Source organism: Micromonospora sp. SCSIO 07396, assembly GCF_053667945.1.
In genome coordinates this window covers 2961634-2985216 of record NZ_CM132210.1, presented here as the reverse complement: position 1 = coordinate 2985216, position 23583 = coordinate 2961634, and the positions used below count along the sequence as shown (strand labels likewise).

At 74.0% G+C, this 23583-nt stretch carries 16 protein-coding genes; 8 read left to right on the top strand and 8 right to left on the bottom strand.

What is annotated here, in order from left to right; all coding sequences use genetic code 11:
- Positions 1 to 7 precede the first annotated feature (7 nt).
- A complete protein-coding gene (locus tag ACWCHM_RS12710; RefSeq protein WP_281897822.1) occupies positions 8 to 226 on the bottom strand; it encodes a hypothetical protein in 219 nt (72 codons plus the stop codon).
- Between the two features lie 170 nt (positions 227 to 396).
- Here ACWCHM_RS12710 and ACWCHM_RS12705 point away from each other — a divergent pair, with 170 nt between their 5' ends.
- From ACWCHM_RS12705 to ACWCHM_RS12685, 5 genes are all read left to right on the top strand, one after another.
- A complete protein-coding gene (locus tag ACWCHM_RS12705) occupies positions 397 to 1623 on the top strand; it encodes a sensor histidine kinase (RefSeq protein WP_454222541.1) in 1227 nt (408 codons plus the stop codon).
- Positions 1611 to 2267: a response regulator transcription factor gene (locus tag ACWCHM_RS12700; protein ID WP_281897819.1), complete on the top strand. Its 657-nt coding sequence runs from the start codon at positions 1611 to 1613 to the stop codon at positions 2265 to 2267. The genes ACWCHM_RS12705 and ACWCHM_RS12700 overlap by 13 nt, the downstream gene beginning before the upstream one ends.
- Before the next feature lie 111 nt (positions 2268 to 2378).
- Positions 2379 to 3176, top strand: a complete 798-nt coding sequence (locus tag ACWCHM_RS12695; protein ID WP_421488456.1) for an ABC transporter ATP-binding protein — start codon at positions 2379 to 2381, stop codon at positions 3174 to 3176.
- Positions 3173 to 5659 (top strand): FtsX-like permease family protein, encoded by a 2487-nt coding sequence (locus ACWCHM_RS12690; protein ID WP_454222540.1) that lies wholly within the window; start codon positions 3173 to 3175, stop codon positions 5657 to 5659. Before ACWCHM_RS12695 ends, ACWCHM_RS12690 begins: the two co-directional genes overlap by 4 nt.
- A gap of 109 nt (positions 5660 to 5768) precedes the next feature.
- Positions 5769 to 6875, top strand: coding sequence for a winged helix DNA-binding domain-containing protein (locus ACWCHM_RS12685; RefSeq protein ID WP_454222539.1), 1107 nt, complete (start codon positions 5769 to 5771; stop codon positions 6873 to 6875).
- A gap of 169 nt (positions 6876 to 7044) precedes the next feature.
- Here the strand turns inward: ACWCHM_RS12685 and ACWCHM_RS12680 are convergent, their stop codons facing one another.
- The 4 genes from ACWCHM_RS12680 to ACWCHM_RS12665 form a co-directional block, all read right to left on the bottom strand.
- Positions 7045 to 7650 (bottom strand): response regulator, encoded by a 606-nt coding sequence (locus ACWCHM_RS12680; protein WP_454222538.1) that lies wholly within the window; start codon positions 7648 to 7650, stop codon positions 7045 to 7047.
- Positions 7647 to 8315, bottom strand: a complete 669-nt coding sequence (locus ACWCHM_RS12675; protein ID WP_454223070.1) for a sensor histidine kinase — start codon at positions 8313 to 8315, stop codon at positions 7647 to 7649. The genes ACWCHM_RS12680 and ACWCHM_RS12675 overlap by 4 nt, the downstream gene beginning before the upstream one ends.
- Before the next feature lie 170 nt (positions 8316 to 8485).
- Complete coding sequence (locus tag ACWCHM_RS12670; RefSeq protein WP_454222537.1) at positions 8486 to 9547, bottom strand: ABC transporter permease; 1062 nt, start codon at positions 9545 to 9547, stop codon at positions 8486 to 8488.
- A gap of 1 nt (position 9548) precedes the next feature.
- Positions 9549 to 10442 (bottom strand): ABC transporter ATP-binding protein, encoded by an 894-nt coding sequence (locus tag ACWCHM_RS12665; RefSeq protein WP_454222536.1) that lies wholly within the window; start codon positions 10440 to 10442, stop codon positions 9549 to 9551.
- 342 nt (positions 10443 to 10784) lie between these two features.
- Here ACWCHM_RS12665 and ACWCHM_RS12660 point away from each other — a divergent pair, with 342 nt between their 5' ends.
- The gene (locus ACWCHM_RS12660; protein WP_454222535.1) at positions 10785 to 14150 is read left to right on the top strand and encodes a M12 family metallo-peptidase; all 3366 of its coding nucleotides are present in this window, start codon (positions 10785 to 10787) and stop codon (positions 14148 to 14150) included.
- A 111-nt stretch (positions 14151 to 14261) separates the two neighbouring features.
- Positions 14262 to 16478: an SF1B family DNA helicase RecD2 gene (recD2, locus tag ACWCHM_RS12655; protein ID WP_454222534.1), complete on the top strand. Its 2217-nt coding sequence runs from the start codon at positions 14262 to 14264 to the stop codon at positions 16476 to 16478.
- A 76-nt stretch (positions 16479 to 16554) separates the two neighbouring features.
- On the opposite strand, the gene ACWCHM_RS12650 is transcribed toward recD2, so the two are convergent.
- On the bottom strand, positions 16555 to 18147 hold the full coding sequence (locus ACWCHM_RS12650; protein WP_204959999.1) for an arabinofuranosidase catalytic domain-containing protein: 1593 nt from the start codon (positions 18145 to 18147) through the stop codon (positions 16555 to 16557).
- A gap of 160 nt (positions 18148 to 18307) precedes the next feature.
- Positions 18308 to 20140 (bottom strand): RICIN domain-containing protein, encoded by a 1833-nt coding sequence (locus ACWCHM_RS12645; protein WP_454222532.1) that lies wholly within the window; start codon positions 20138 to 20140, stop codon positions 18308 to 18310.
- 325 nt (positions 20141 to 20465) lie between these two features.
- Here ACWCHM_RS12645 and ACWCHM_RS12640 point away from each other — a divergent pair, with 325 nt between their 5' ends.
- Positions 20466 to 22184, top strand: a complete 1719-nt coding sequence (locus ACWCHM_RS12640; RefSeq protein ID WP_454222530.1) for an amylo-alpha-1,6-glucosidase — start codon at positions 20466 to 20468, stop codon at positions 22182 to 22184.
- A gap of 18 nt (positions 22185 to 22202) precedes the next feature.
- Here ACWCHM_RS12640 and ACWCHM_RS12635 read toward each other — a convergent pair whose 3' ends face one another.
- Positions 22203 to 23213, bottom strand: a complete 1011-nt coding sequence (locus tag ACWCHM_RS12635) for a LacI family DNA-binding transcriptional regulator (protein ID WP_421488449.1) — start codon at positions 23211 to 23213, stop codon at positions 22203 to 22205.
- Positions 23214 to 23583: the final 370 nt, after the last annotated feature.

The following is a 23583-nucleotide window of genomic DNA, read 5'->3' as shown; positions in this document are numbered from 1 at the left end:
GCGTCGGTCACCGGGTGCGGCGGTGCCGGGCGATCAGCGTCCCGGCGCAGAGCACCGCCAGTAGGCCGCATGCCGAGCCGGCCCACTGGTTGTCCAGCACGGTCGTCAGCACCACGTTCGCCACGACGCTGACGGCCAGCGCCAGCCACAGCAGCGGGCGGAGCCGGTCGGCCGCCGGCTGCGGCGGTCGGGTCGGGGCGTCGGCGATGCGGTACGGATCGGTCATGGCTGCCTCCTCAGACGGGCCGGTGTTCGACCAGGTCGACGCTAGGCGCTGCGGTGGGCCGGACACGATCCCGCCAGCACGACGGACTGTGGTGTAGCAGGCGGTACTTTCCGCACCGACGGTGCCGGGCCGGGCGACCGGTGGCCTATGTTGGCGCGGGAGGTCTTCCGATGACACACCTGCGGGACCGGGCCCGGGCCACCGTCGACGCCGTCGCCCGTCTCGTCGGCGGGCTCGGCACCGCGCTGCTGGCGCTGGCCACCCTGCTCCAACTGATCGTCGTGGCGACGGCCTGTCTGGTCTGGGTGGGGCTGCCTGCGGTGCCCGGCACGCTGCGGGCGGTACGCGCGGTGGCCGACCGTGAGCGGGCCCGGCTGTCCCGCTGGGGCGCGCCGGTCCCCGCCCCGGGCCCGGTGCCGACCGAGCTGCGGGTGGCGGCACGCGACCCGTTCGTCCGCCGGGAACTCGGCTGGGTCGCGCTGCACGCGGTCACCGGCCTGATCGGCGGGCTGCTCGGCCTGAGCATGCCGCTCTACGCCGTGCAGGACCTCACGTTCCCGCTGTGGTACCGGCTGCTGCCACCCGAGGCCGGCGCGCCGGGGATCGTCTGGTGGCGCATCGACGGGCTGGGCGAGGCGTTGATGGTCGGGCTGCTCGGGTTCGGCTGGTTGGCCGCCACGCTCGCGTTCGTCCCGGCGCTGGCCCGCCTCCAGGCCCGGCCGGGACGGTGGCTGCTGCCCCCGCCGCCGGGCTTCGACCTGTCGCTGCGGGTCGCCGAGCTGACCGCCACCCGGGCCGCGGCGTTGGACGCCCACGCGGTCGAACTGCGCCGCATCGAACGCTCCCTGCACGACGGCACCCAGAACCGGCTGGTCGCGGTCAACGTGCTGCTGGGGGCGGCCCGCCGGGCGGTGCGGCGGGACCCGGACCGGGCCGACGAGATCCTCGGGCAGGCGCAGGACGCTGCGGAACAGGCGCTCGGCGAACTGCGTACGGTGGTGCGGGGCATCCTGCCGCCGGTGCTGGACGACCGGGGCCTCACCGGTGCCCTGGCCGGTCTGGCCGGTGACTGCGCGGTGCCCTGCCGGCTCACCGTCGACGTGCCGGTACGCTGCGCCGTCTCGGTGGAGGCCACCGCCTACTTCGTGGTGGCGGAGGCGTTGACCAACGTGGTCCGGCACAGTGGCGCCGGCCGGGTCGACGTGACCGTCCGCCGCCGGCAGGACCGGCTACTGGTGACCGTCATTGACGACGGGCGCGGCGACGCCGACGAGACCCGGGGCTCGGGGCTGACCGGCATCCGTCGGCGGGTCGGGGCGTACGACGGCCGGATGATGTTGACCAGCCCACCGGGAGGGCCGACGAGACTGGAGGTGGAGTTGCCGTGCGGATCGTGATCGCCGAGGACGACCCGCTGCTGCGGGAGGGGCTGGCGCTGCTGCTGCGGGCGGAGGACCTGGACGTGGTCGCCACGGCGGGCACCCCGGGTGAGTTCCTGTCGGCCGTCGACACCCACATGCCGGACGTGGCGATCGTGGACGTGCGGATGCCGCCAACGCACACCGACGAGGGCATCGTGGCCGCGGTGGAGGCCCGTCGCCGCCGGCCCGGCCTCGCGGTGCTGGTCCTCTCGGCGTACGTCGAGCAGGCGTTCGCCACCGACCTGTTCTCCGTCGGCGCGGTCGGGCTCGGCTACCTGCTCAAGGAACGGGTGGGCCGGGTGGAGGAGTTCCTCGCCGCGCTGCACCGGGTCGCCGACGGCGGCAGCGTGATCGACCCGGAGGTGGTCGGGCAGTTGCTGGCCCGCAACCGCCGCTCGGACACCGCGCTGGCCGAGCTGTCGCCGCGCGAGCGTGAGGTGCTGGGGCTGATGGCCGAAGGGCTCGGCAACACGGCGATCGCCGAGCGCCTGTTCGTCACCGACGGGGCGGTGCACAAGCACATCCGCAGCATCTTCGCCAAGCTCCAGCTCCCCCCGGACGACCGGGTCGACCGCCGGGTCACCGCGGTGCTGCGCCACCTCGACGGCGGCCGGGGGTAGCGCCTGCGGTACCCCGGTCGGGCAGCCCGCTGGATGGTTCCCGGTCCTCCACCTGCATAGCGTTCCTGGTGCGCGCAGTACACACCCGCTGACACGGAAGAGGCCACCAGGATGCCAGTCCATCCGGCACACCCCATCGACCCCGTACGGACCGCCGACCCGGCGGGGCCCGTCGGCACGGCGGTGCGCGTCGCCCGGCTCACCCGGGTCTACCCGTCCGGCTCCAGCCCGGTGACCGCGCTGGCCGGGGTCGACGTCGGCTTCGACCGGGGCACCTTCACCGCCGTGATGGGCCCCTCGGGGTCCGGTAAGAGCACCCTGTTGCACGTCGCCGCCGGGCTCGACCGGCCCACCTCCGGCCAGGTCGTCCTCGGCGGCACCGACCTGTCGACGCTGTCCGAGACCCGGCTGACCGAGCTGCGGCGGACCCGGATGGGGTTCGTCTTCCAGGCGTTCAACCTGATCGGCGCGCTGACCGTCGAGGAGAACATCGTGCTGCCGCTGCGGCTGGCCGGGGTCCGCCCCGACCGGGCCTGGCTGGACCGGGTGGTGGCACGGGTCGGGCTCACCGACCGGCTGCGCCACCGTCCGGCCGAGCTCTCCGGCGGCCAGCAGCAACGGGTGGCGATCGCCCGCGCGCTCGCCACCCGACCCGAGGTGGTCTTCTGCGACGAGCCCACCGGGGCGCTCGACTCGCACACCGCGGCACAGGTGCTGACGCTGCTGCGCGCGATCGTCGACGAGCACGGGCTGACCGTGGTGATGGTGACCCACGACCCGGTCGCCGCGTCCTACGCAGACCGGGTGCTGGTGCTGGCCGACGGCCTGATCGTCGCCGATCTGCCGCAGCTCGGGGCGGCCCGGATCGCCGAACGGCTGGCGGCGCTGGACGGGCGGGCCGGCCGATGACCCGGCTCGCCGCCCGGCTGCTGCGCCACCGCGCCGGCCCGGCCGTCGCGACGCTGCTCGCCCTGCTCGCCGGGGTGACGATCCTGGTCGCCATGGGCACCCTCGTCGAGTCCGGGCTGCGGTGGCGGCCGGAGCCACGGCTCTGGGCGACGGCCGACCTGATCGTCGCCCACCCTACGCTCAGCCAGCGGACGCGGGAGCTCGGTGGCGACACCACCACCAGCACCGTCGCCCTGCCCGAGGGCGGCACGGTGGACGCCGCCCTGGTGGAACGCGTCCGTCGGCTGCCCGGCGTCGCGGACGTCACAGCCGACGACCGGGTGCCGATCGGCGTGCCCCCGGCCGTCGGACACGGCTGGGGCACGTACGCCTTCGCCGGCCGGCCGGTCACCACGGGCGTCGCGCCCCGCGCCGACGACGAGGTGGCGGTCGACGTCCGGCTCGGCGCGTCGGCCGGCGACCGGATCGACCTGGTCGTCGGCGGGGTCGCCCGGCCCCACCGGGTGAGCGCCACCGTCGACACCGGCACCGACGCGGTGTTCTTCCCCGACGCGCAGGCGGCCCGGCTGTCCGCGCACCCGGGCCGGGTGGACACGATCGGTGTGCGGCTCGTCCCCGACGCCGACCCCGACGCGGTCGCCGACGCGGTCCGCCGGGTCGCCACGCCCACCGGCGCCACCGTCCACGTCGGCGTCGACCGGGGCACCGTGGAGCAGCCGGCGGAGCTGGCCGCCCGGAGCCTGCTGGTCACCATCGGCTCGACCTTCGGCGGGTACGTCATCCTGCTGGTCGTGTTCGTGGTGGCCGGCACCATCGGGCTCTCCGTCCGGCACCGCCGCCGGGACCTGGCGCTGCTGCGGGCGGTCGCGGCCACCCCGGGCCAGGTGCGTCGGCTGCTGCTCGCCGAGGCCGCCCTGCTCGCCCTGGTCGCCGCCGCGCTCGGCGGGCCCGCCGGCCTGCTGGCCGCCCGCTGGGTGCATGGTGAGCTGGTCGACCGGGGCTTCGTCCCGGCCGGTTTCCCGATGGCCGGCGGTCTGCTCGCGGTGCCGGCCGCCGCCGGCACGGCGGTGCTGGTGGCGGTGCTCGCCGCCCTGGTCGCCGGGCGTCGGGTCACCGCGATCAAGCCGGTCGAGGCGCTCGGCGAGAGTGCCGTCGAATCCCGCCCTCCGGGCCTGGTGCGGCTGGTCGCCGGTGGCCTGACGCTGGCCGGCGCCGTCTCGTCCGGGGCGGTCGCCGCCGGCGGCACGGGTTCGACGGCCGCGCTGGCCGGCGCGGTCGGCATGCTCTACCTGTTCGTCGTCGCGGTGGGGCTGCTCGCGCCGTGGATCAACGGGTACGTCGCGCGGCTGCTCACCCCGGCGCTGCCCCGCCTCTGGGGGGTCGGCGGCTACCTGGCCGCGGCGAACCTGCGGGCCACCGCCCGGGGGACGGCGACGGTGCTGACGTTCCTGGTGCTGGCCGTCGGCCTCGGTGGCTCGGTCTGGTTCTTCCAGACCAACCTGGAACGGCAGACCGTCGCCCAGAGCGGCGCGGGGACGCTCGCCGGGCAGGTGCTGACCGCGCCGGGCGGGCTGCCCGCCGACGCCGCCGGCCAGGTCCGCGCGTTGCCCGGGGTGCGGGCCGCCACCGGGGTACGGCGGACCCAGGTGGTGGTGCGGTCGTCGCTCGACGGCATCACGTCGGTCCCCGCGCAGGCCGTCGACCCGGTCGGCCTCACCGACACGATGGACCTCGACGTGCGTGACGGCGACCTGACGGACCTGACCATGGGCGCGGTCGCGCTGTCCGCGTCGCAGGCGTCCGCGTCCGGGTGGCGGGTCGGCGACCGGGCGGACCTGTGGTTGGGCGACGGCACCCCGGTCACCCTGCGGGTCGTGGCGGTCTACGGCCGGGGCCTCGGCTTCGGTGACGTCACGCTGGCCACCGGGACGGTCGCCGGGCACACCGCCGGGACCACCGTCGACGAGATCCTGGTCCGCGCCGATCCGGCCGCCGACGCGCCGCTGGCCGCCTGGGCCGCCGGGCAGCCGGGCGGGCAGGTGCGCGACGTGGCCACCCGGACCCGGCTGATCGGCACCGACCTGGCGCTGGGCGCCTGGCTGAACCGGCTGCTGATCGGTGTGCTGGTGGGCTACGCGGCGCTGGCCTCGGCCACCACGATGGTGCTGGCCGCGCTGGCCCGCCGCCGTGAACTGGCACTGCTGCGGCTGGTCGGGGTCACCCGGCGGCAGATCCGCAGGATGGTCCACGCCGAGCAGGTCGGGCTGCTCGGCAGCGCGGTGCTGATCGGCGCGACGCTCGCGGCGTTGACGCTGAGCGCGATCGTCGCCGCGCTGACCGGCAGCCCGGTGCCGTACGTGCCGCCGCTGGGCGCGGTGGCGGTGCTCGGCGGGGTCGCCCTGCTGGCGCTGGCGACGACGGTGTGGCCGGTCCGGCGGCTGCTGCGGGCCGCGCCCATCGACCACATCGGCCTGAAGGAGTAGCGGCGGGTACCGGCCCCGACCCGGCACCGGGAGGTGCCGGGTCGGGGCCGTCGGCTGGTCCGGGCCGGGCGTGCCGGGTTCTGTCGGGCGTGCCGCCTAGGCTGGCAGGATGATCGACCGGCGGCAGGTGGTGCAGTTCCGCGTCCACGCGCAGCAACTCGACCGGGCCGGGGGCACGTTCGCGGACACCGCCGTGCTCGACCTCGGGGTGCAGGACACCGGCCCGGACGGCGGCCGGTGGGCCCTGGCGCTGCGCGGGGTCGAGGTCACGGCACCGGTCGTTGACGACCTGGTCCTGCTCTGGACCGTCCGCGGCGCGCCGCACCTCTACCGTCGCGCCGACGTGGCCGAGGTGGCGGGGGCGGTCGCGCCCTACTCCGACGCCGACGCGGGCAAACGCATCTACGACGCCGCCCGGCCACTGAAGGCCGCCGGTATCGGCAACCTGGCCGCCCTCGACGAGGTGGCCGCGCGGATGCGGGCCGTGGTCACCACCCCGACGGTCAAGGGCGACGTCTCCGGGCGGCTGGCCGAGCTGCTGCCCGAGCCCTACCTACGGTTCTGTCGTCCCTGCGCCGCCACCCACCTCTACGAGATGCCGTTCCGGCTGGCGGCCGTGCGGGCCGGGCTGGAGCTGCGTCCCGGCACCTCGCCGCCGGTGCTGCACCGCATCCCCGGGTTCACCCGGCCAGCCCCGCCCGGCGACCGGTTCGACCTGGTCCGCGCCTACCTGCGGCTGCTCGGCCCGGCCACCCCCAGGCAGGTCGCCGACTACCTCGACGCCCCGGTCCGGGAGGTGCGGGCCCGCTGGCCGCAGGACGTGGTCGAGGTACGGGTCGACGGGGAGGCCCGCTCGCTGCTCGCCGCCGACGAGCCGGCGCTCGCCGCTGTCGCCGACACCACGGCCGTGCGCCTGCTCGGCCCGTTCGACCTCTTCCTGCAGGCGCGGGACCGGGCGACCCTGGTGCCGGACGCGGCCCACGCCAAGCAGCTGTGGCCGGTGCTGGGCCGCCCCGGGGCCGTCCTGGCCGGCGGTGAGATCGTCGGCACCTGGCGGCCCCGCAAGGCCGGCCGGACGCTGACACTCGCCGTCCAACCGTGGCGGAAGCTGTCCGCAGCCACCCGCGACGGCATCGTCGCGCAGGCGGAACGCCTCGCCGCACACCGGGGCATCCCCCGCGTCGAGGTCGACCTCGACCCGCCGGCCGGCGTTTGACACCGGCCCACGGCACCAGGTGAGGAGGAGGCGTGCGGGTCCCCCTCTCCACCAAACGCAGCGGCGCCGTGTACGCCGACGGCCGGCACGACATGCACCTGCACGCCCGCATCCGGGGCGATCGGCCAGCCGGCTGACCCCGGCTCCCCGGCCGGGGGTCAGGAGCCGGTCAGAGCCAGCCGTTGGCGCGGGCGGTGTGGGCCGCCTCGATCCGGTTGCGGGTGCCCGTCTTGCCGATCGCCGCCGACAGGTAGTTGCGGACCGTGCTCTCCGACAGGTGCAGCCGGGCAGCGACGTCAGCCACCGTGGCACCGTCCACGGCGGCGGCGAGCACCTCCCGTTCCCGTTCGGTGAGCGGGTTCGGGCCGGTCGCCAGGGCCGCCGCCGCCAGCGCCGGATCGACCACCCGCTCACCGGCCAGCACCCGTCGGACCGCCACCGCCAGCTCCTCCACCGGTCCGTCCTTGACCAGGAATCCCCGCGCCCCGGCCTCCATCGCCCGGCGCAGGTAGCCGGGTCGCCCGAAGGTGGTGAGGATCAGGACCCGGCAGGAGGGCAGTTGCCGCCGCAACGCCGCTGCGGTGTCCAGCCCGCTGCCGCCGGGCATCTCGATGTCCAACAGGGCCACGTCGGGGCGGACCTGCAGGGCCGCCGCCAACGCGGCGGTGCCGGTGCCGGCCTCGGCCACCACCTCCATGTCGGATTCGAGGTTGAGCAGCAGGGCCAGTGCGCCCCGCATCATGCCCTGGTCCTCGGCGAGCAGCAGCCGGATCATCCGCGCGCCGCCCCGTCCGGGCCGGTGGGAATCCGGGCGGTGAGCCGCAGTCCGCCGCCACGGACGGAGGTGACGTGCAGTTCCCCGCCCGCCCGTGCGAGCCGCTCGGTGAGACCCCGCAGGCCGTTGCCCGGCTCGACCCGGCTGCCGACACCGTCGTCGCCGATGGTCAGCACCGACTCCTCGGCGTCGGCGCGCACCTCGATCTCGCACCGCGACGCGTGGCTGTGCCGCAGCACGTTCGTCACTCCTTCCCGCAGCACCCAGCCGAACGCGTCGTCCGCCTCCACCGGCAGCGGCCGACCGGGTTGCCGCACGGTGACGGTGATTCCCCCGTCGGCGAGGGCGGTCCGGGCACCGTCCAGTTCCCGTCCGAAGCTGCGGTCCCGGTAACCGGTGACCGCCTCGCGTACCTCGGCGAGCGCGGTACGGCCGATGCGCTCGATGTCCCGGGCCTCGGCCGCTGCCCGCCCCGGATCGGCCGGGGCGAGCCGGCGTACCACCTCCGCCTTCACCACCACGAGTGACAGTGTGTGGCCGAGCAGATCGTGCAGGTCCCGGGCGAACCGTAGCCGTTCCTGCTCGACCGCCGTCCGGGCCAGCTCCTGCTGGGCGCGGCGCAGCTCCGCCACCAGTCGGGCCGTCCGGGTGAACGCCAGGGTCATGGCGCCTGCCAGCACCGTGATCAGTGCCGAGGCGGCGATGTCACCGACCGGCACCCGGTGCGCCAGCCCGATCGTCAGGACGGCAGCGGCACTACCGCCGACCCAGGCGAACCCCTGCACCGGCCGGACCAGCCCGACCGCACCGGCCGTCGCGACGTACGTCAGCAGGATCAGCCAGCCCTCCGGGCCGCCGGCGTACGCGCCCGCGAGGCCCACCCCGAGCGCCGCGAACACCAGCAGGCCGAGGTGGAACAGCACGGGCGGTACCACCAGGTCGGCCACCGGCACCGCCACCAGCGCGAGGTAGAGCAGCGCGAAGGTGACCAGTCCGGCCGCCGCGACCGCCGTCGGGCGTACCTGCCCGTGGGCGATCGCGGTGGACGGTGGCAGCAGCAGCCAGAACCAGAGCGTGTGCGACGCCACCAGCAGCAATCCCCGCCGGCGGCGGCCGGTGGCGGGAGCCGCGATCGTGGCACCGGACATGGTCGACACCGTAGCGGGATCTCAGCGACGCGCGGTCGACCGGCGGTACGCCACCGCGGTACGCCGAAGGCCACCGTCCACCCGGCGAGCACCGTCAGTCCGGTCGGGTCGGGGGCCAGGCCGGCCGCCGTACGCCAGCCGAGTTCGGCGAACCGGTACGTCGGCAGCGTGTGCGCCAGGTGCCGCAGCAGGTCGGGGAAGTACGCCGCCGGCACCAGCAGTCCGCCGAGCACCGACAGGCTGAGGAAGGCGAGGAAGTTGACCGGCTGGGCGAGCTGCGGGGTGAGGCCGTACCCGATGGCGAGCCCGAGCAGCGCGAACGGCACCGTGCCCACCCACATCAGCACCAGCAGGGCCGCCCACCTGCCGGCGGACAGCTCGACGTGGTGCTGGAGGCGGCCGGCGATGCCCACCGCGACCAGCGACGGCACCCCGCTCACGGTGCTGACCAGCGCCTTCACCGCGACCACCCGGCGGGGGGACAGCGGGGTGACCCGCAGTTGGTGCAGCCAGCGCACCGCGCGTTCCTGGGCCACCGACGAGCCCACCGAGAGCACCCCGGCCATCGCGCCGTAGCCGGCCAGGGCGACCATGAGCGCGGCGGCGGCGGTGACGCCCTCCAGCCGGTCGCCCGCCGGAAGCAGGCCCGAGAAGATCACGTAGGTGACGACCGGCCCCAGCACGGTGAACAGCGCCAGCCGCGGGTCCCGGGCCAGGCGACGTAGCTCGAAGCGCAGATAGGCGCGCATGTCAGTGGTTCCCTTCCGCGGTGGTGAGGGTGAGGAAGGCCGCCTCCAGCCCGACGCCGGTGACCTCCAGGCCCCGGAAACCCCGGTCGGCGGCCAGCGCCAGCACGGTGGCGTCGGCGTCGTCGGTGGTGAGCGCCACCCGACCGCCCCGGACCTGCACCGACCGGACGCCGGGCAGCAGGTCGAGGCCCGCCACCGACCCGTCGGCGAGGTCGAAGGCCACCGTACGGCTGCCGGCCACCGCCCGGATCTCGGCGGGCGGGCCGTCGGCCACCACCCGCCCGCCGGCCAGCAGCACCACCCGGTCGGCGTGCTCGTCGGCCTCGTGCAGATGGTGGGTGCTGAACAGGACGGTGTGACCGTCGGCGGCGTACCGGCGGATCGCCGTCCAGAACGCCTGCCGGGCGGCGACGTCCAGCGCCGCGCCGGGCTCGTCCAGGACCAGCAGGTCCGGGTCACCGGCCAACGCGAAGGCGAACCGCGCCCGCTGCGTCTCGCCGCCGGAGAGCCGGTCCAGCCGGCGGTCGGCCAGGTCGGTCAGCCCGGCCAGCGCGAGCACCCGGGCGGTGTCCAGCGGCCGGGGATACAGCCCCCGGGCGAGGGCGACCAGGTCCCGCACGGTGGCACCGGGGACGAAACCGGCGTCCTGCACCATCGCCCCGACCTGGCCGGCCCGGACCGCCTCGCCCGGTGACCGGCCGAACAGCGTCACCGTTCCGGCGTCGGGTGGGGCGAGGCCGAGCAGGAGCGAGAGGGTGGTCGTCTTGCCGGCGCCGTTGGGGCCGAGCAGGGCGACCGTGCTGCCCGACGCGATGGTCAGGTCGATCCCGTCGACGGCCCGGACGGGGCCGAACCGCCGGGTGAGGCCGGTCAGGCGTACCGCAGTGTCATCCATGCCTGTCACGCTAGGCAGTCGGGGACCGGCGGGGCAGAGCCGGCGATACCCGTCCGGCCAGGACAAATGTCCCGGCCGCGCCCGCGTCGGCGAGCCGGTGGCACCCCGCCACGGTCAGCGGGGTCCGGCCGCGACGCACCGGTCCCTGGCCGCCTGCCCACCACGCCGACTCCACTGGGGAGGGTCTACACCGCCGGGCCGTGCCGCCGCCTCGACTTTACGGATGATGTCTGTCGACAGGGGACCCGTCATAGCGTGTGCTTCTCCGGGACAGCCCGGTGTGGCCCACGAACGCCACGCCATCCGGCCCGTTCCCCGACCTGGTGAAGTGAGGCTCCCTCGATGACGGTTCCACCCCCCGATCCCGCTGGTTCGGGCCGCCGGCGGTTGGCCGGCCTGCTCGCCGCGGTGCTGGTCGCGACCGCGCTGCCGCTGATCGGCGGCTCCGCGGCGGTCGCCGCCCCGGCCGACTCCGGCCCCTGGCGGCAGCTGCCGAGCGAGCCGTCGGCCAACGCCCGCGACGGGCGTACCCCCGACATCCGCGCGGAGCGGTTCGCCGCGTACACCCTGGACCGGGCCGCGTTGGCGGACACCCTGGCCGACGCCCCGGCCGAGCGGGCCGGCACGGCCCGACGGTCGCAGCCGGCGCTGACCGTCGCGCTGCCCACCCCCACCGGGGGCGTGCAGCGGTTCAGCCTGGTCGACTCGCCGGTGATGGAGCCGGGGCTCGCCGCCCGGCACCCCGAGATCAGCACGTACGTCGGCCGGGGCCTGGACGACCCGACGGCGACCATCCGGGCCGACCTGACCCCGCTGGGCTTCCACGCCTCGGTCCGGTCGACCGGCGGCAGCTGGTACCTCGACCCGTACTACCACGGCGACCAGAGCGTCTACGCCAGCTACTACGCCCGCGACCTGCTCGACACCGACCCGGCCATGGTGGAGCGGGAGGACGTCGCGGCGGCGGCCGGGGCGTTGACGCCGGAGGTGACCGCGGACGAGCCGGCAGGTCCGCCGGTCACCCTGCGCACCTACCGGCTGGCCCTGGTCACCGACCCGTCGTACGCCACCTTCTTCGGCGCGGAGAACGTCACCGCGGCGAAGGTGACCCTGATCAACCGGGTCACCCAGATCTACGAGGACGAGACGGCGATCCGGTTGGTGCTGGTCAACGACACCGACAAGACCAACCTGAACACCGCCGCCCTGGCCACCGAGGCGAACGGACCGTGCGGCGCGGCGGCCTGCTACACCCCGACGCAGATCTCCTCGTGCACCAGCTCGCTGCTCAACCGCAACCGGATCGTGCTCGGTCAGCTCGTCGGCGCGGGCAACTACGACGTCGGGCACATCGGTCTGGGCCTGCCCGGCGGCGGTGTCGCCGGCCTCGGCGTGGTCGGCCTGGACGGCAAGGCGCGCGGCTGCACCGGGCTGCCCACCCCGGTCGGTGACTTCTACGCCGTCGACTACGTGGCGCACGAGATCGGCCACCAGTTCGCCGGCAACCACACCTTCAACGGCACCCAGTACAACTGCTCCGGCGGCAACCGTAGCGCCGCCAACTCCTACGAGCCGGGCAGCGGTTCGTCGATCATGGCGTACGCGGGCATCTGCCAGCAGGACAACCTCCAGCCGCACAGCGACCCGTACTGGTCGCAGCGCAGCTACACCGAGATCAGCACGTTCGTCTCCGGCACCCGCCCGGCGCTCAACGAGGTGCAGACCGTCTCGCTGTCCGGCTTCGACACCGACGGTGACGCGTTCAGCATCAGCTACGCGGGGCAGTCGTCGGTGCCGGTGGTGCGCGGCGGCAACTACACCGCGGCCGGGATCAAGGCGGCCATCGAGGCGATCGCCGGCTGGCCGGCCGGTGCCACCGTCAGCGTGACGGCCTTCGGTGGGCTCGGCGCGCCGAACGACACCGGCTTCCAGGTCACCTTCAACGGTGGGTCGCTGGCCGGGGTCGACGTGCCGGGGCTCGAACTGACCGGCGTCGTGGGGGCGTCCGGTTTCGTCGGCGAGACCGCCCGGGGTGGCGCGGCCGGCAACAACGGTTTCCAGACCGCGCAGACCGGCAACCGGGCCCCCGTGGTCACCGTGCCGGCGGCGGCGTACACCATTCCGGCGCGGACCCCGTTCGCGTTGAGCGGCAGCGCCACCGACGCCGACGGGGACACCGTCAGCTACCTGTGGGAGCAGAACGACCGGGGCGGCAGCGCCGGCACCGCGCTGGTCAACAACACCAAGACCAACGGGCCGCTGTTCCGGCAGTTCGGCGTGGCGGCGGCGGTCAGCCCGACCGACACCCTGGAGTACCACTCGCCGGGTGAGAACGCGGTGACCACCGATCCGACCCGGCACTTCCCGGACCTGGCCCAGATCGCCGCGAACAACACCAACGCCGTCACCGGGGCCTGCCCGGCCGCGCCGGCCCCACCGGCGACCGGCGGGGCGAGCAACGTGCCCGCCGCGACGGTGGACTGCTACTCGGAGTTCCTGCCCACCGCCGACTGGGTCGGCGTCGCCAACGACCGGACCCTGCACTTCCGGCTCACCGGCCGGGACCACCACCCGGGCGGCGGCGGCATCGGCAGCGCCGACGTGGCGTTGACCCTCGCCCCGGAGGCCGGCCCGTTCCTGGTCACCTCGCAGGCGACGCCGGGGGCCCACCTGGGCGGCGGCACCGTGCCCGTCACCTGGGACGTGGCCGGCACGGACACCGCGCCGGTCAACGTGAGTGAGGTGAAGATCTCGCTGTCCACCGACGGTGGGGCGACCTTCCCGTACGTGCTGGCCGAACGCACCCCGAACACCGGGGCGGCGACGGTGACGCTGCCGAACGTGGACACCGCCCGGGGCCGGCTGAAGATCGAGGCGGTCGGCAACGTCTTCTTCGACCTCAGCGACGCCGACCTCACCATCACCCAGGTCCGGGCGGCCACCGTCACCTACACCGGTGACACCCTGGCCTCCCCGGTGGCCGACGCCGACTCGACAGGTGTGCTGCTGCGGGCCACCGTCCGGGGTGGTGGCGGTGACGTCCGCAACGCCACGGTGACCTTCACCGAGGGTGGCGAGACCCTCTGCACGGCGGTCGCGACGCCGTTCGGCGCGGCGGCGGACGACGGTTCGGCCAGCTGCCGCGCCGTGCTGGCGCTCGGCGTGCACCCGGTCACCGCCACGGTGTCGGGGGCGTACACCGGCAGCGTGCCGGCCACCGTCACGGTGGCCGGCGGGTACGGCGTGTCGGTCGCCGGCTCGGGCTACCTGAAGGGCGGGGCCACCGCCGGTGGTTACCCGCTCGACGACGACCGGCGCATCGAGGTGACCCTGGACGGCCGGATCAACAACGGCAAGAAGCTGGTCGGCAGCGCCAAGGTCGGCTACAAGTCGGGCGGCAAGCGGTACAAGTTCCAGAGCACCGCGCTGGAGTCGTTCGGCGTCGCCACAGTGGCCGGGGAACCGGTCGCCGACCTGCGCTACCAGGTGACCCTGTACGACATCTCCACCGCGCAGGACCCGGTCGCGGTGGCCACCGGCCTGACCATGCGGGTGACGGCCACCGACCGGGGAGAGCCGGGCCGGCGCGACGGGATCGGCATCACCGTCTGGGACGGTGACCGGCTGCTCTTCTCCTCGGACTGGACCGGCGCGTCCACCCGGGAGATCACCCTGACCGCGTCCGGTGGCGACCTCACCATCGGCTGACCAGGCGCACCGCGGCACCCGGCGTCCTCTCCCGCCCACCCGGCGGGGGAGGACGCCGGTCGGCGTCCGGGCGGTGGACGGGGCGGGACGGGCACCCGGCACGATGACGGGGTGACCGCCCCCGCCCGCCCGCCGCTCGCCACCCTGGACGCGGTCCTCGAACGGCTCACCTACGTCAACGAGGAGACCGGCTACACCGTGGCCCGGGTCGCCACCGACCGGGGCGGCGACCTGCTGACCGTGGTCGGCGCGTTGCTGGGCGCGCAGCCCGGGGAGAGCCTGCGGCTGTCGGGGCGCTGGTCGTCGCACCCGAAGTACGGCCGGCAGTTCGAGGTCGACTCGTACACCACGGTGCTGCCGGCGACCATCCAGGGCATCCGTCGCTATCTGGGCTCCGGCCTGGTCAAGGGCATCGGGCCGGTGTTCGCCGAGCGGATCGTGGCGCACTTCGGCCTGGACACCCTGCGGATCATCGAGGAGGAGCCGGCCCGGCTGGTCGAGGTCGCCGGGCTCGGGCCGAGACGCACCGCGAAGATCACCGCGGCGTGGGAGGAGCAGAAGGCGATCAAGGAGGTGATGGTCTTCCTCCAGAGCGTCGGGGTGTCGACGTCGCTCGCCGTACGCATCTTCAAGCAGTACGCCGACGCGTCGATCGAGGTGGTGACGAAGGAGCCGTACCGGCTGGCGGCCGACGTGTGGGGCATCGGCTTCAAGACCGCCGACACCATCGCCCAGGCGGTGGGCATCCCGCACGACAGCCCGCAGCGGGTGATGGCGGGCCTGCGGTTCACCCTGTCCGAGGCGATCGACGCGGGCCACTGCTATCTGCCCGCCCCGGCACTGGTCGCCGACGCCACGACGATCCTCGACGTCCCCGGTGACCTCGTCACCCGCTGCCTGGACGACCTGATCGCCGAGGAGGGTGTGGTCCGGGAGTTCCTGCCCGGCGACGACGGCGAGCCGGTGCCGGCGGTCTACCTGGTGCCGTTCCACCGCGCCGAGCAGTCGCTGGCCACCTCACTGCTGCGGTTGCTGCACGACCGGGCCGACCGGCTGCCCCACTTCACCGACGTCGACTGGCCCCGCGCGCTGACCTGGCTGCGGGCGGTCACCGGCAACGACCTCGCCCCGGAACAGGAGCACGCCGTCCGGCTGGCGCTCACCGCGAAGGTCGCGGTGCTCACCGGCGGGCCGGGCTGCGGCAAGAGCTTCACCGTGCGGTCCATCGTCGCGCTGGCGGCGGCGAAGAAGGCCCGGATCACCCTGGTCGCGCCGACCGGGCGGGCCGCGAAACGGCTGTCGGAGCTGACCGGGCACCCCGCCGCCACCGTGCACCGGCTGCTGCAACTGCGTCCCGGCGGGGAGGCCGTGCACGACCGGGACAACCCGCTCGACGTCGACCTGCTCGTCGTCGACGAGGCGTCCATGCTCGACCTGATCCTGGCCAACAAGCTGGTCAAGGCGGTTCCGCCGGGGGCGCACCTGCTCCTGGTGGGCGACGTCGACCAGTTGCCCAGCGTCGGTGCCGGGGAGGTGCTGCGCGACCTGCTCACCGCGCCGGCCGTCCCCCGGGTGCGGCTGACCCGGGTGTTCCGTCAGGCCGCCCAGTCGGGCGTGATCACCAACGCGCACCGGATCAACGCCGGCCGGCCACCCCTGCTCGACGGCCTGCCGGACTTCTTCCTGTTCGCCTGCGAGGACACCGAGGCCACCGCCGCGCTGACCGTCGACGTCGCGTGCACCCGGATCCCCTCCCGGTTCGGTCTCGACCCGCGCCGCGACGTGCAGGTCCTCGCGCCCATGCACCGGGGGCCGGCCGGCGCCGCCGCGCTGAACACCCTGCTGCAACAGCGGCTCACCCCGCACCGGGAGGGCCAACCGGAGCGGCGGATGGGTGGGCGGGTGTTCCGCATCGGCGACAAGGTCACCCAGATCCGCAACAACTACGACAAGGGTCAGGCCGGCGTCTTCAACGGCACCCTCGGCATCGTCACCGCGATCACCCCGGAGGAGCAGACCCTCACCGTCCGCACCGACGAGGACGAGAGCCTCGACTACGAGTTCGACGAGCTGGACGAGTTGGCCCACGCCTACGCGATGACCATCCACCGCTCGCAGGGCTCGGAGTACCCGGCGGTGGTGGTGCCGCTGACCACCAGCGCCTGGATGATGCTGCAACGCAACCTGCTCTACACCGCCGTCACCCGGGCCCGGCAACTCGTCGTCCTGGTCGGTTCCCGGCGGGCGCTGGCCGCCGCCGTCCGTACCGTCGGAGCGGGCCGCCGGCACACCGCGCTGGACCACCGCCTCGGCGCGCCGGCCGGATAGCACCGGTGTCGCACGCCGACGACCCGCCGCGCCGGCCACCGTGGTCGGTGACCGGCGCGACGACCCGTGGCCGGTGTCAGCGGTAGCCGGCGGCGGTGATGTTGGCCTGCACCGCGTTCTCGGTGGCGTCCGACGGGTAGCCGGCGACCATCGCCCCCTCGTAGAAGGTGCCGGCGCTGAGGTTCGCGCCGCCGTCGGGCTTGCAGCAGTCCCCGCCGCTGCCCAGGATGATCGCACCCTGCTTCTTCATCGGGCTGTAGCCCGGCGGCAGCGACCCGTCGTAGAGGGTGTAGAGGCTGCCGGACTGGGCGTTGCTGCCCTTGATGGCGAAGCGGGAGGTGCCGTTGTTCTTCAGGGTGGCGGTGACGAACTTGTGCGGGAACGCCCGCTGGTTGGGGTTCCAGGAGCTGCTGCCGCCGGGGAACAGCCCCCACTCCAGGTCGGCCTGCACCCACGGGCCGGAGCCGGAGCAGCCGCCGAACCAGCACTGGGTGCTGAAGTTGATCGCGTCCATCGCCCCAGCGGCGTCGGCCTTGCGGGTGGTCTCGCTGTTGCCGTAGTCGAAGCAGCAGCCGTTGTTGACGTGGGTGCCGCTGGTGACCATGTACATGCCTTCGGGGGCCGCGCCGGTCGGGATGCCGGTCAGGTGGCCGTCACGCCAGTAGCTGTTGCCCGGGTTGATGTAGAGCGAGTACGCCTTCGCGCCGCCGACGGTCAGCGACTCCGACGTCGCGACCGCCGGCCGGCTCTGCGGCGACCCGGGGACCACGCTGGAGCCCTGGTACCACAGGTCGTTGCCGCGACCGGACTGGTCGAACACGACGGTCACCACGCAGGTGGTGCCGGTGCAGAACGCGTCCTGCGTGGCGGCGTTGGCGGTGCCGCCGGTGCCGGTCAGCCCGATGTTGCGGGTGGTGTTGTCCGAGGAGCGGCGGACCTGGTAGAGGTTGCCGGCGTAGGCGGCGTAGAGCGCCCGGGTGGTGCTGTGGGCGGCCACGCACGGGGTGCCACCGGCGGCGTAGAGGTCGCACGGCAGGGCGCCGGCGGGCGGGGGAGTGGTCGGCGGCGGCGTGGTCGGCGGGGTGGTGGTGGGCGGGGTGGTCGGCGAGGTCCACTGCTGGTTGGCCTGACCGTTGCAGGTCCACAGCAGGATCTTGGTGCCGTTGGCGGTGCCGTTGCCGTTGGCGTCCAGGCACAGGCCGGACTGCACGCCGACGATGGTGCCGTTGGCGTTGACGTTCCACTGCTGGTTGGTCTGGCCGTTGCAGTCCCAGATGATCGCCGCGGTGCCGGCGGTGGTGCCCCGGCCGGAGGCGTCCAGGCACTTGTTGCCGTAGACCGTGAGTTGCCTGTTGGTGGTCCAGGTCCAGGTCTGGTTGGCCCCGCCCTGGCAGTCCCACAGCTGGGTCTGGGTGCCGTTGGTGGTGCTGGAGTTGGGGACCTCGAGGCAGCGCCCGGAGGCGGTGCCGACGATCCGGGTGCTCTGTCCCGGCTCGATGGCGGCCATGGCCGCGGCGGCGGCCTCGGCGGCGGGGGAGGTGACACCGGGGGCGGCCCCGGCGATGACGAGGAGGCCGGCCAGCGCGCCGACCAGCAGGGTCAGCCGGTGTCGGCGGCGGGACCGGGGGACGGGACCGGTGACCGGTCCGTTCGGGGACGGGGTGCGCACGGGGCGGCTCCTTGGTGCGTCGACGGGGTGGGCCGGGTGGACCCGCCCTCGGGTGGTGGTGGCGAATCGGTTCGCCAGCCCTCCCAGGATCACCCAAGACAGTGACATAAATCAATTTGAAGGGGGGTGTGTCCGGCCCCGGTCGCACGGGCCGGCGGTGTCACCGGCCCCAGAGCCGCCAGGTCTGGTTCAGCGGGCTGCTCTGGCTGACCGGCTTGCAGGTCCACTGCAGGATCCGCGCCCCGGCGGCGGTGGAGACCCCGTTGACGTCGACGCACTTGTTGCTGTGCCGGGCGACGAGCTGGTAGTCGTGCGGATCGTTACCCCCGTAGGTCACCCGGCGCAGGGTGAACTGCTGGTTGGGGCCGTTCTGGCAGGTCCACTGGTCGACGGCCGCGCCGTCGGCGGTGGACGCCCCGCTGACGTCCAGGCACCTGCCGCTGTGCTGGTTGACCACCGTGTACGTGTCGGCCACCCCGGCGACCGGCCGGAAGTTCCACAACTGCTGGTCGCCGCCCTCGCAGGGAAACTGCTGCTGGGGGTTGCCGTCGGTGGTGCCCGAGCCGGTGTTGTCCAGGCACTGCTGGGAGTGCTGGGCCACCGCCACCGACGTGAAGCCGGTCTCCGCAGGCGGCAGCACGGTGACGGTATACGTGTCGTTCGGGTTGCCGTACGGCAGGGTCACCGAGGCGGCGTTGTTGGTCAGCGTGACCACGGTGTTCGACACCGTGACCGGCCCCTGCACCGCACCTCCGTTGTTGTAGGGGATGCGCTGGGTGAGCAGCCGCACCTGGTTGTTCTGCACGATGCCGCCGGTGGCGTCCAGCCGTTGCAGGTTGACCGTCAGGTTGCCGGTGGTCCGACCGCCGCCGACCAGCACCCTCGCCGTCCCGGTCGTCCTGGTGGCGAAGGCGTCGTAGGACGGGCTGGGGGTCACCGCGACGATCTGCCCGGTCTGCGCGGCGTAGTAGCGGTAGACCCACCACTCGCCCTTGGGCTGGTGCTGGCCGGCGGCGTTGCGGACCAGCAGGTTGCCCAGGTCGTTGTGCAGGTTGCCGGCGCTGGCCCAGTTCGCCCGCAGGCCGTCCGCGCGGGCCCGCTCCAGCCGGGCGACGTACCAGGCGCCGTCGGCCGGGTTCTGCTCGTTGCTCGCGCCGTACTCGTTGATCTGGTAGGGCCGGGGGTGGGCGATGCCGCGCGCGTCGAGGGTGGCGTCGGCGGCGGCGACGTTGGCGACCGGGTCGCCGGGCAGCGCGTGCCAGCTGACGATGTCGGGCACCGTGTCGGTGGAGCGGACGAAGTCGAGGTACTGGTTCCAGAACGCGTGGTTGGTCGACGGCACGCAGGCGCAGCTCGGCCCGACGATGAGCTGGTCGGGGAGCTCGGCGCGCAGCCGCTGGTAGGTGCGCCGCCACAGTTCGAGGTACTGGGAGATCGGGCGGTTCCAGAAGATGGTGATGTTGGGTTCGTTCCAGATGTCCCACTGCACCCGCAGCCCGGCCGCCCGGACGTCGCCGATGAGCCGGGTCAGGAAGCTGTCGTAGTCGGTCCAGTTGCCGTTGTCGCCGGGAAAGCGGGAGATCCCCGCGCCGTCCGCGCCCCACAGGTCGTGCGGCAGGATGACGAACTGGCCGCCCAGGGCGGCGGTGCGCCGGGCCTGGGCGAGCGTGGAGTTCCACCGGCGGTCGTAGTTGCCGCCCACCCAACCGCTGCCCGGCAGCTGGGCACCCCCGGCCCGCATGGACTGGAACTTGACGTCCCGGTAGAAGTGGTCGGCGGGGCCGCTGGCGTTCTCGGTCATGCCGTAGATCCAGCCGGAGGCCCGGTAGGTGGGGGTGCCGTCGGTGCTGGCGAAGTTGACGCTGATCGACTCGTCGGCGGCCCGGGCCGGGGTGGCGGCGACGGCGGTGGCGGCGATGGCGAGCAGGCCGACGGCGATCCGGGTGGTGATCGCGCGGGCTCGTCCGGGCCGGCGGTGGGACGGGGTGTTCACGGCGGCTCCTTGTGGGGCGTGGGGACGCTCTCCGGGAGGGCTTCGCGGGCGAATCGATTCGCAAGGGATCGTAGGGTCAGATGATGAAGGATGTCAATGTAATGACGGTCCGATGAAGGGGGTGTTTCCACAGATGATCTGCGTTTCGGTCAGCCAGGCGCACCTGCTGGCCCGGACCAGCGGGGTCCTCCTTGACCCCCGGGCGCGGGCGGACCTATCTTCGTTCGAATCGATTCGAGGCGTCGGTCCCGCTGTCCGCCGCTGGTGGCCCGACGTGGCACCGTCGAAGGCTGACCATCCGAACCACGAAAGGGCGTCACCTGCCATGACCGACGTACCGTCCGGCCCGGAGTTCTCCCTCCAGGACGTCCCGTTCAGCTACCGCGGTTCCTGGTTCGACATCTCTCCGGTGGTGGCCGAGAAGACGTACGCCGACGACCTGCACCTGGTCTCCCACCAGACCGGCATGCACCCGGTGCTGCGCCTGGCCCCGCACGCCGACGCCACGGTCGTCGCCACCCCCGCGCTGCTCAGCTGGCACGCCGGCGACGACCGGATCGATGTCTGCTACCAGGGGCCGGACACCCTCCGGCTGCGGGGCCGGGGGCTCGGCCTGCGGCTCGCCGCCGCCGCCCGCACCCTCACCCCGTTCAGCGGCACCTACCTCTACCGCGACCCGGTCGACGGATCGGCCGTGTTCACCTCCTACGAGACGGGCCGCCGCTACCGGGTCACCGGGCTGTCCGCGCCGCTGCGCGACGTGGTGGGCGTCGAGGCGCTCGGCGTCGCCGACAGGTGGCTGGACCTCCCCACCGACCGGCCCTGGGAGATCGCGGTCGAGGAGTACGCCACCGCCCGGCCCCCCTACCGGCCGGCCGGCACCTTCGACGAGCTGTGCCGCGAGCGCAGCGCCGAGTTCGCCGCCTTCGTCGACGCGGTCGCCCCCTGGCGCGACGCCGACACCCCCGCCGCCGAACTGGCCGCGTACGTGCTGTGGTCGGCCACCGTCGAGCCGGCCGGTTTCGTCACCCGGCCGGCCGTGTTGATGTCCAAGCACTGGATGGACAAGGTGTGGAGCTGGGACCACTGCTTCAACGCGATCGCCCTGGCCGCCGGCGAACCCGAGCTGGCCTGGCACCAGTTCCACCTGCCGTTCGACCACCAGGACGCCGCCGGCGCCCTGCCCGACTCGGTCACCCACTCCGAGGTGCTGCACAACTACGTCAAGCCACCCGTGCACGGCTGGGCCCTGGGCCAGCTGCGCCGCCGGCTGCCCACCCCGCCGGACCGGACGGCGCTGGCCCGGACGTACGACCGGCTGGCCCGGTGGACCCGGTTCTGGCTGGACGCCCGCCGCGCCCTCGGCCGCGACCTGCCCCACTACCAGCACGGCAACGACAGCGGCTGGGACAACGCCACCACCTTCGACGACGGCCGGGTCCTGGAGACCGCCGACCTCGCCGCGTTCCTGGTCGTCCAACTGCGCTGCCTGGCCGACCTCGCCACCGAGCTGGGCGAGCCCGCCGCCGGCTGGTCGGCCGAGGCCGACCGGGTCCGCACCGCGCTGCTGCGCGACCTGTGGGACGGCGAACGGTTCACCGCCCGCAGCCCGCACACCGGGCGACGCCGGGCCAGCCGCAGCCTGCTCGACCTGATGCCGGTCATCCTCGGCGACGACCTGCCGGCCCCGCTCACCGGTGCGCTGGCCCGGGGCGTCGCGGCCCACCTGACGGCCCACGGGCTGGCCACCGAGCCGACCGACTCGCCGCACTACCTCGCCGACGGCTACTGGCGGGGGCCGATCTGGGCCCCGTCCACCGTGCTGGTCGAGGACGGGCTGCGCCGGGCCGGGCACACCGCACTGGCCGACGAGGTCAGCCGGCGGTTCCTGGCCCTGTGCGAGAAGTCCGGGTTCGCCGAGAACTTCGACGCCGAGACCGGCACGGGGCTGCGTGACCGGGCGTACACCTGGACGGCCAGCAGTTATCTCGTGCTCGCCGGCGCCCGGCAGGAGCGCCGGAACCCGCCGGGCGTCGGGTCGTGACCGCCGGACCGGCCCGGGTCAGCGGGGCCGGGGACCGGTGCTGGACCGCAGCGAGATGGGTGGGGCGTAGAGCCGGTGGCGGGGCGTGCCGCCGGGCGCGGCGATCAGCTCCAGCAGCAGCGTCACCGCCTCGGCCCCCATCTGGCGCATCGGCACGTCCGCTGCGGTCAGCGGCGGGTGGAAGTCCTCGGCCCAGTGCTGGGCGGCGACCCCGGTGACGGAGAAATCGCCAGGCACCGACAGACCGGCGGCGTCCAACGCCCGCCGGATCCCGGGCAACGCGGCCTCGTTGATCGTGGCCACCGCCGTGACCTGCGGATGGGTCGCCAACAGTTGCGTCACGCACGCCTCGCCCGAGGCGGTGTCGTCGCCGCAGCAGACGTCGACACCGGTCAGGTCCCGTTCGTCGACTGCCGCCCGGAAACCGGCCAGGGCGCGGTGGCTCGGGCCGTAACCCGCCGCGACCAGCTCGGCGGACCGGTTCACCAGGGCCACCTGACGGTGCCCCAGGTCGGCCAGGTGGTGCACGCAGCGGGAGATCAACGCCGCGTAGTCGACGTCGATCCAGCTCATCCCATGCGGTTCGGCCGTCCGGCCGATCGTCACGAACGGCACGCCCGCCCTCGCCAGCCGGGTCACCCGGTCGTCGGTCAGCCGGATCTCCATCAGCACCACCCCATCCACCCGCCGCCCGGTGACGATCCGCTCGAACGACCGGTCGTGGTCGCCGCCGGACGGGGACAGCAGCACGTCCAGATCGTGCCGGGCGGCCGCCTCGACGACGCTGGCGACGAAGCCCAGCTGCATGTCGGTCAGGCGCTGGCTGGCCGGGGGGATGACCAGTCCGAGGGTGCGGGTGCGTCCCTCCTTCAACGCGCGGGCGCTGGCGTTCGGCCGGTAGCCCAGCTCGTCGATGACCGCCTGGATCCGCTGCCGGGTCGTCGCCGACACCGCCCGCTTCCCACTCAACACGTAGGACACGGTGCTGCGGGACACTCCGGCCCGCCGGGCGATCTCCCCGATGTTCATGCCCGCCCTCAACGCCGAATTCCGGCAGCGACGCGGGAATGCGCCGTGCTTCCCGTGGAGCATAACGGTTCCGCAATTCGACGCCGCACAGGAACAGTTCCGGCGCGGCCCGCAGCCAATCCGGCGATACCGATGTCCGTGGCCGCCGAGGTCAGCCGGCCGGTGCCGGTCGAAAGGCGGCGCATTATCCGGCGCGAAAAACTGACGTGAATGGTCTGACGTCTGACGCCGCACCGGTAGCGGGCGAAAAATCGTCCGCACTCGACGGCAGTTCCCGGTCGGCCCGGTGACGTCACGAAAGGGTGACCACACCGGTGGCCGGACGACGGTTCCGCCTGCCGTTCTGCATGGCTTCCATCGGCAGACGTCG

Excerpts from the sequence above, each read along its gene's own strand:
- ACWCHM_RS12705 (WP_454222541.1), top strand. The coding sequence starts at position 397 with ATGACACACCTGCGGGACCGGGCCCGGGCCACCGTCGACGCCGTCGCC.
- ACWCHM_RS12675 (WP_454223070.1), bottom strand. The coding sequence starts at position 8,315 with ATGACCCTGGCGTTCACCCGGACGGCCCGACTGGTGGCGGAGCTGCGC.
- ACWCHM_RS12640 (WP_454222530.1), top strand. The coding sequence starts at position 20,466 with ATGACCGACGTACCGTCCGGCCCGGAGTTCTCCCTCCAGGACGTCCCG.
- ACWCHM_RS12710 (WP_281897822.1), bottom strand. The coding sequence starts at position 226 with ATGACCGATCCGTACCGCATCGCCGACGCCCCGACCCGACCGCCGCAG.
- ACWCHM_RS12690 (WP_454222540.1), top strand. The coding sequence starts at position 3,173 with ATGACCCGGCTCGCCGCCCGGCTGCTGCGCCACCGCGCCGGCCCGGCC.
- ACWCHM_RS12635 (WP_421488449.1), bottom strand. The coding sequence starts at position 23,213 with ATGAACATCGGGGAGATCGCCCGGCGGGCCGGAGTGTCCCGCAGCACC.
- ACWCHM_RS12680 (WP_454222538.1), bottom strand. The coding sequence starts at position 7,650 with ATGATCCGGCTGCTGCTCGCCGAGGACCAGGGCATGATGCGGGGCGCA.
- ACWCHM_RS12685 (WP_454222539.1), top strand. The coding sequence starts at position 5,769 with ATGATCGACCGGCGGCAGGTGGTGCAGTTCCGCGTCCACGCGCAGCAA.
- ACWCHM_RS12670 (WP_454222537.1), bottom strand. The coding sequence starts at position 9,547 with ATGCGCGCCTATCTGCGCTTCGAGCTACGTCGCCTGGCCCGGGACCCG.
- ACWCHM_RS12660 (WP_454222535.1), top strand. The coding sequence starts at position 10,785 with ATGACGGTTCCACCCCCCGATCCCGCTGGTTCGGGCCGCCGGCGGTTG.
- ACWCHM_RS12665 (WP_454222536.1), bottom strand. The coding sequence starts at position 10,442 with ATGGATGACACTGCGGTACGCCTGACCGGCCTCACCCGGCGGTTCGGC.
- ACWCHM_RS12695 (WP_421488456.1), top strand. The coding sequence starts at position 2,379 with ATGCCAGTCCATCCGGCACACCCCATCGACCCCGTACGGACCGCCGAC.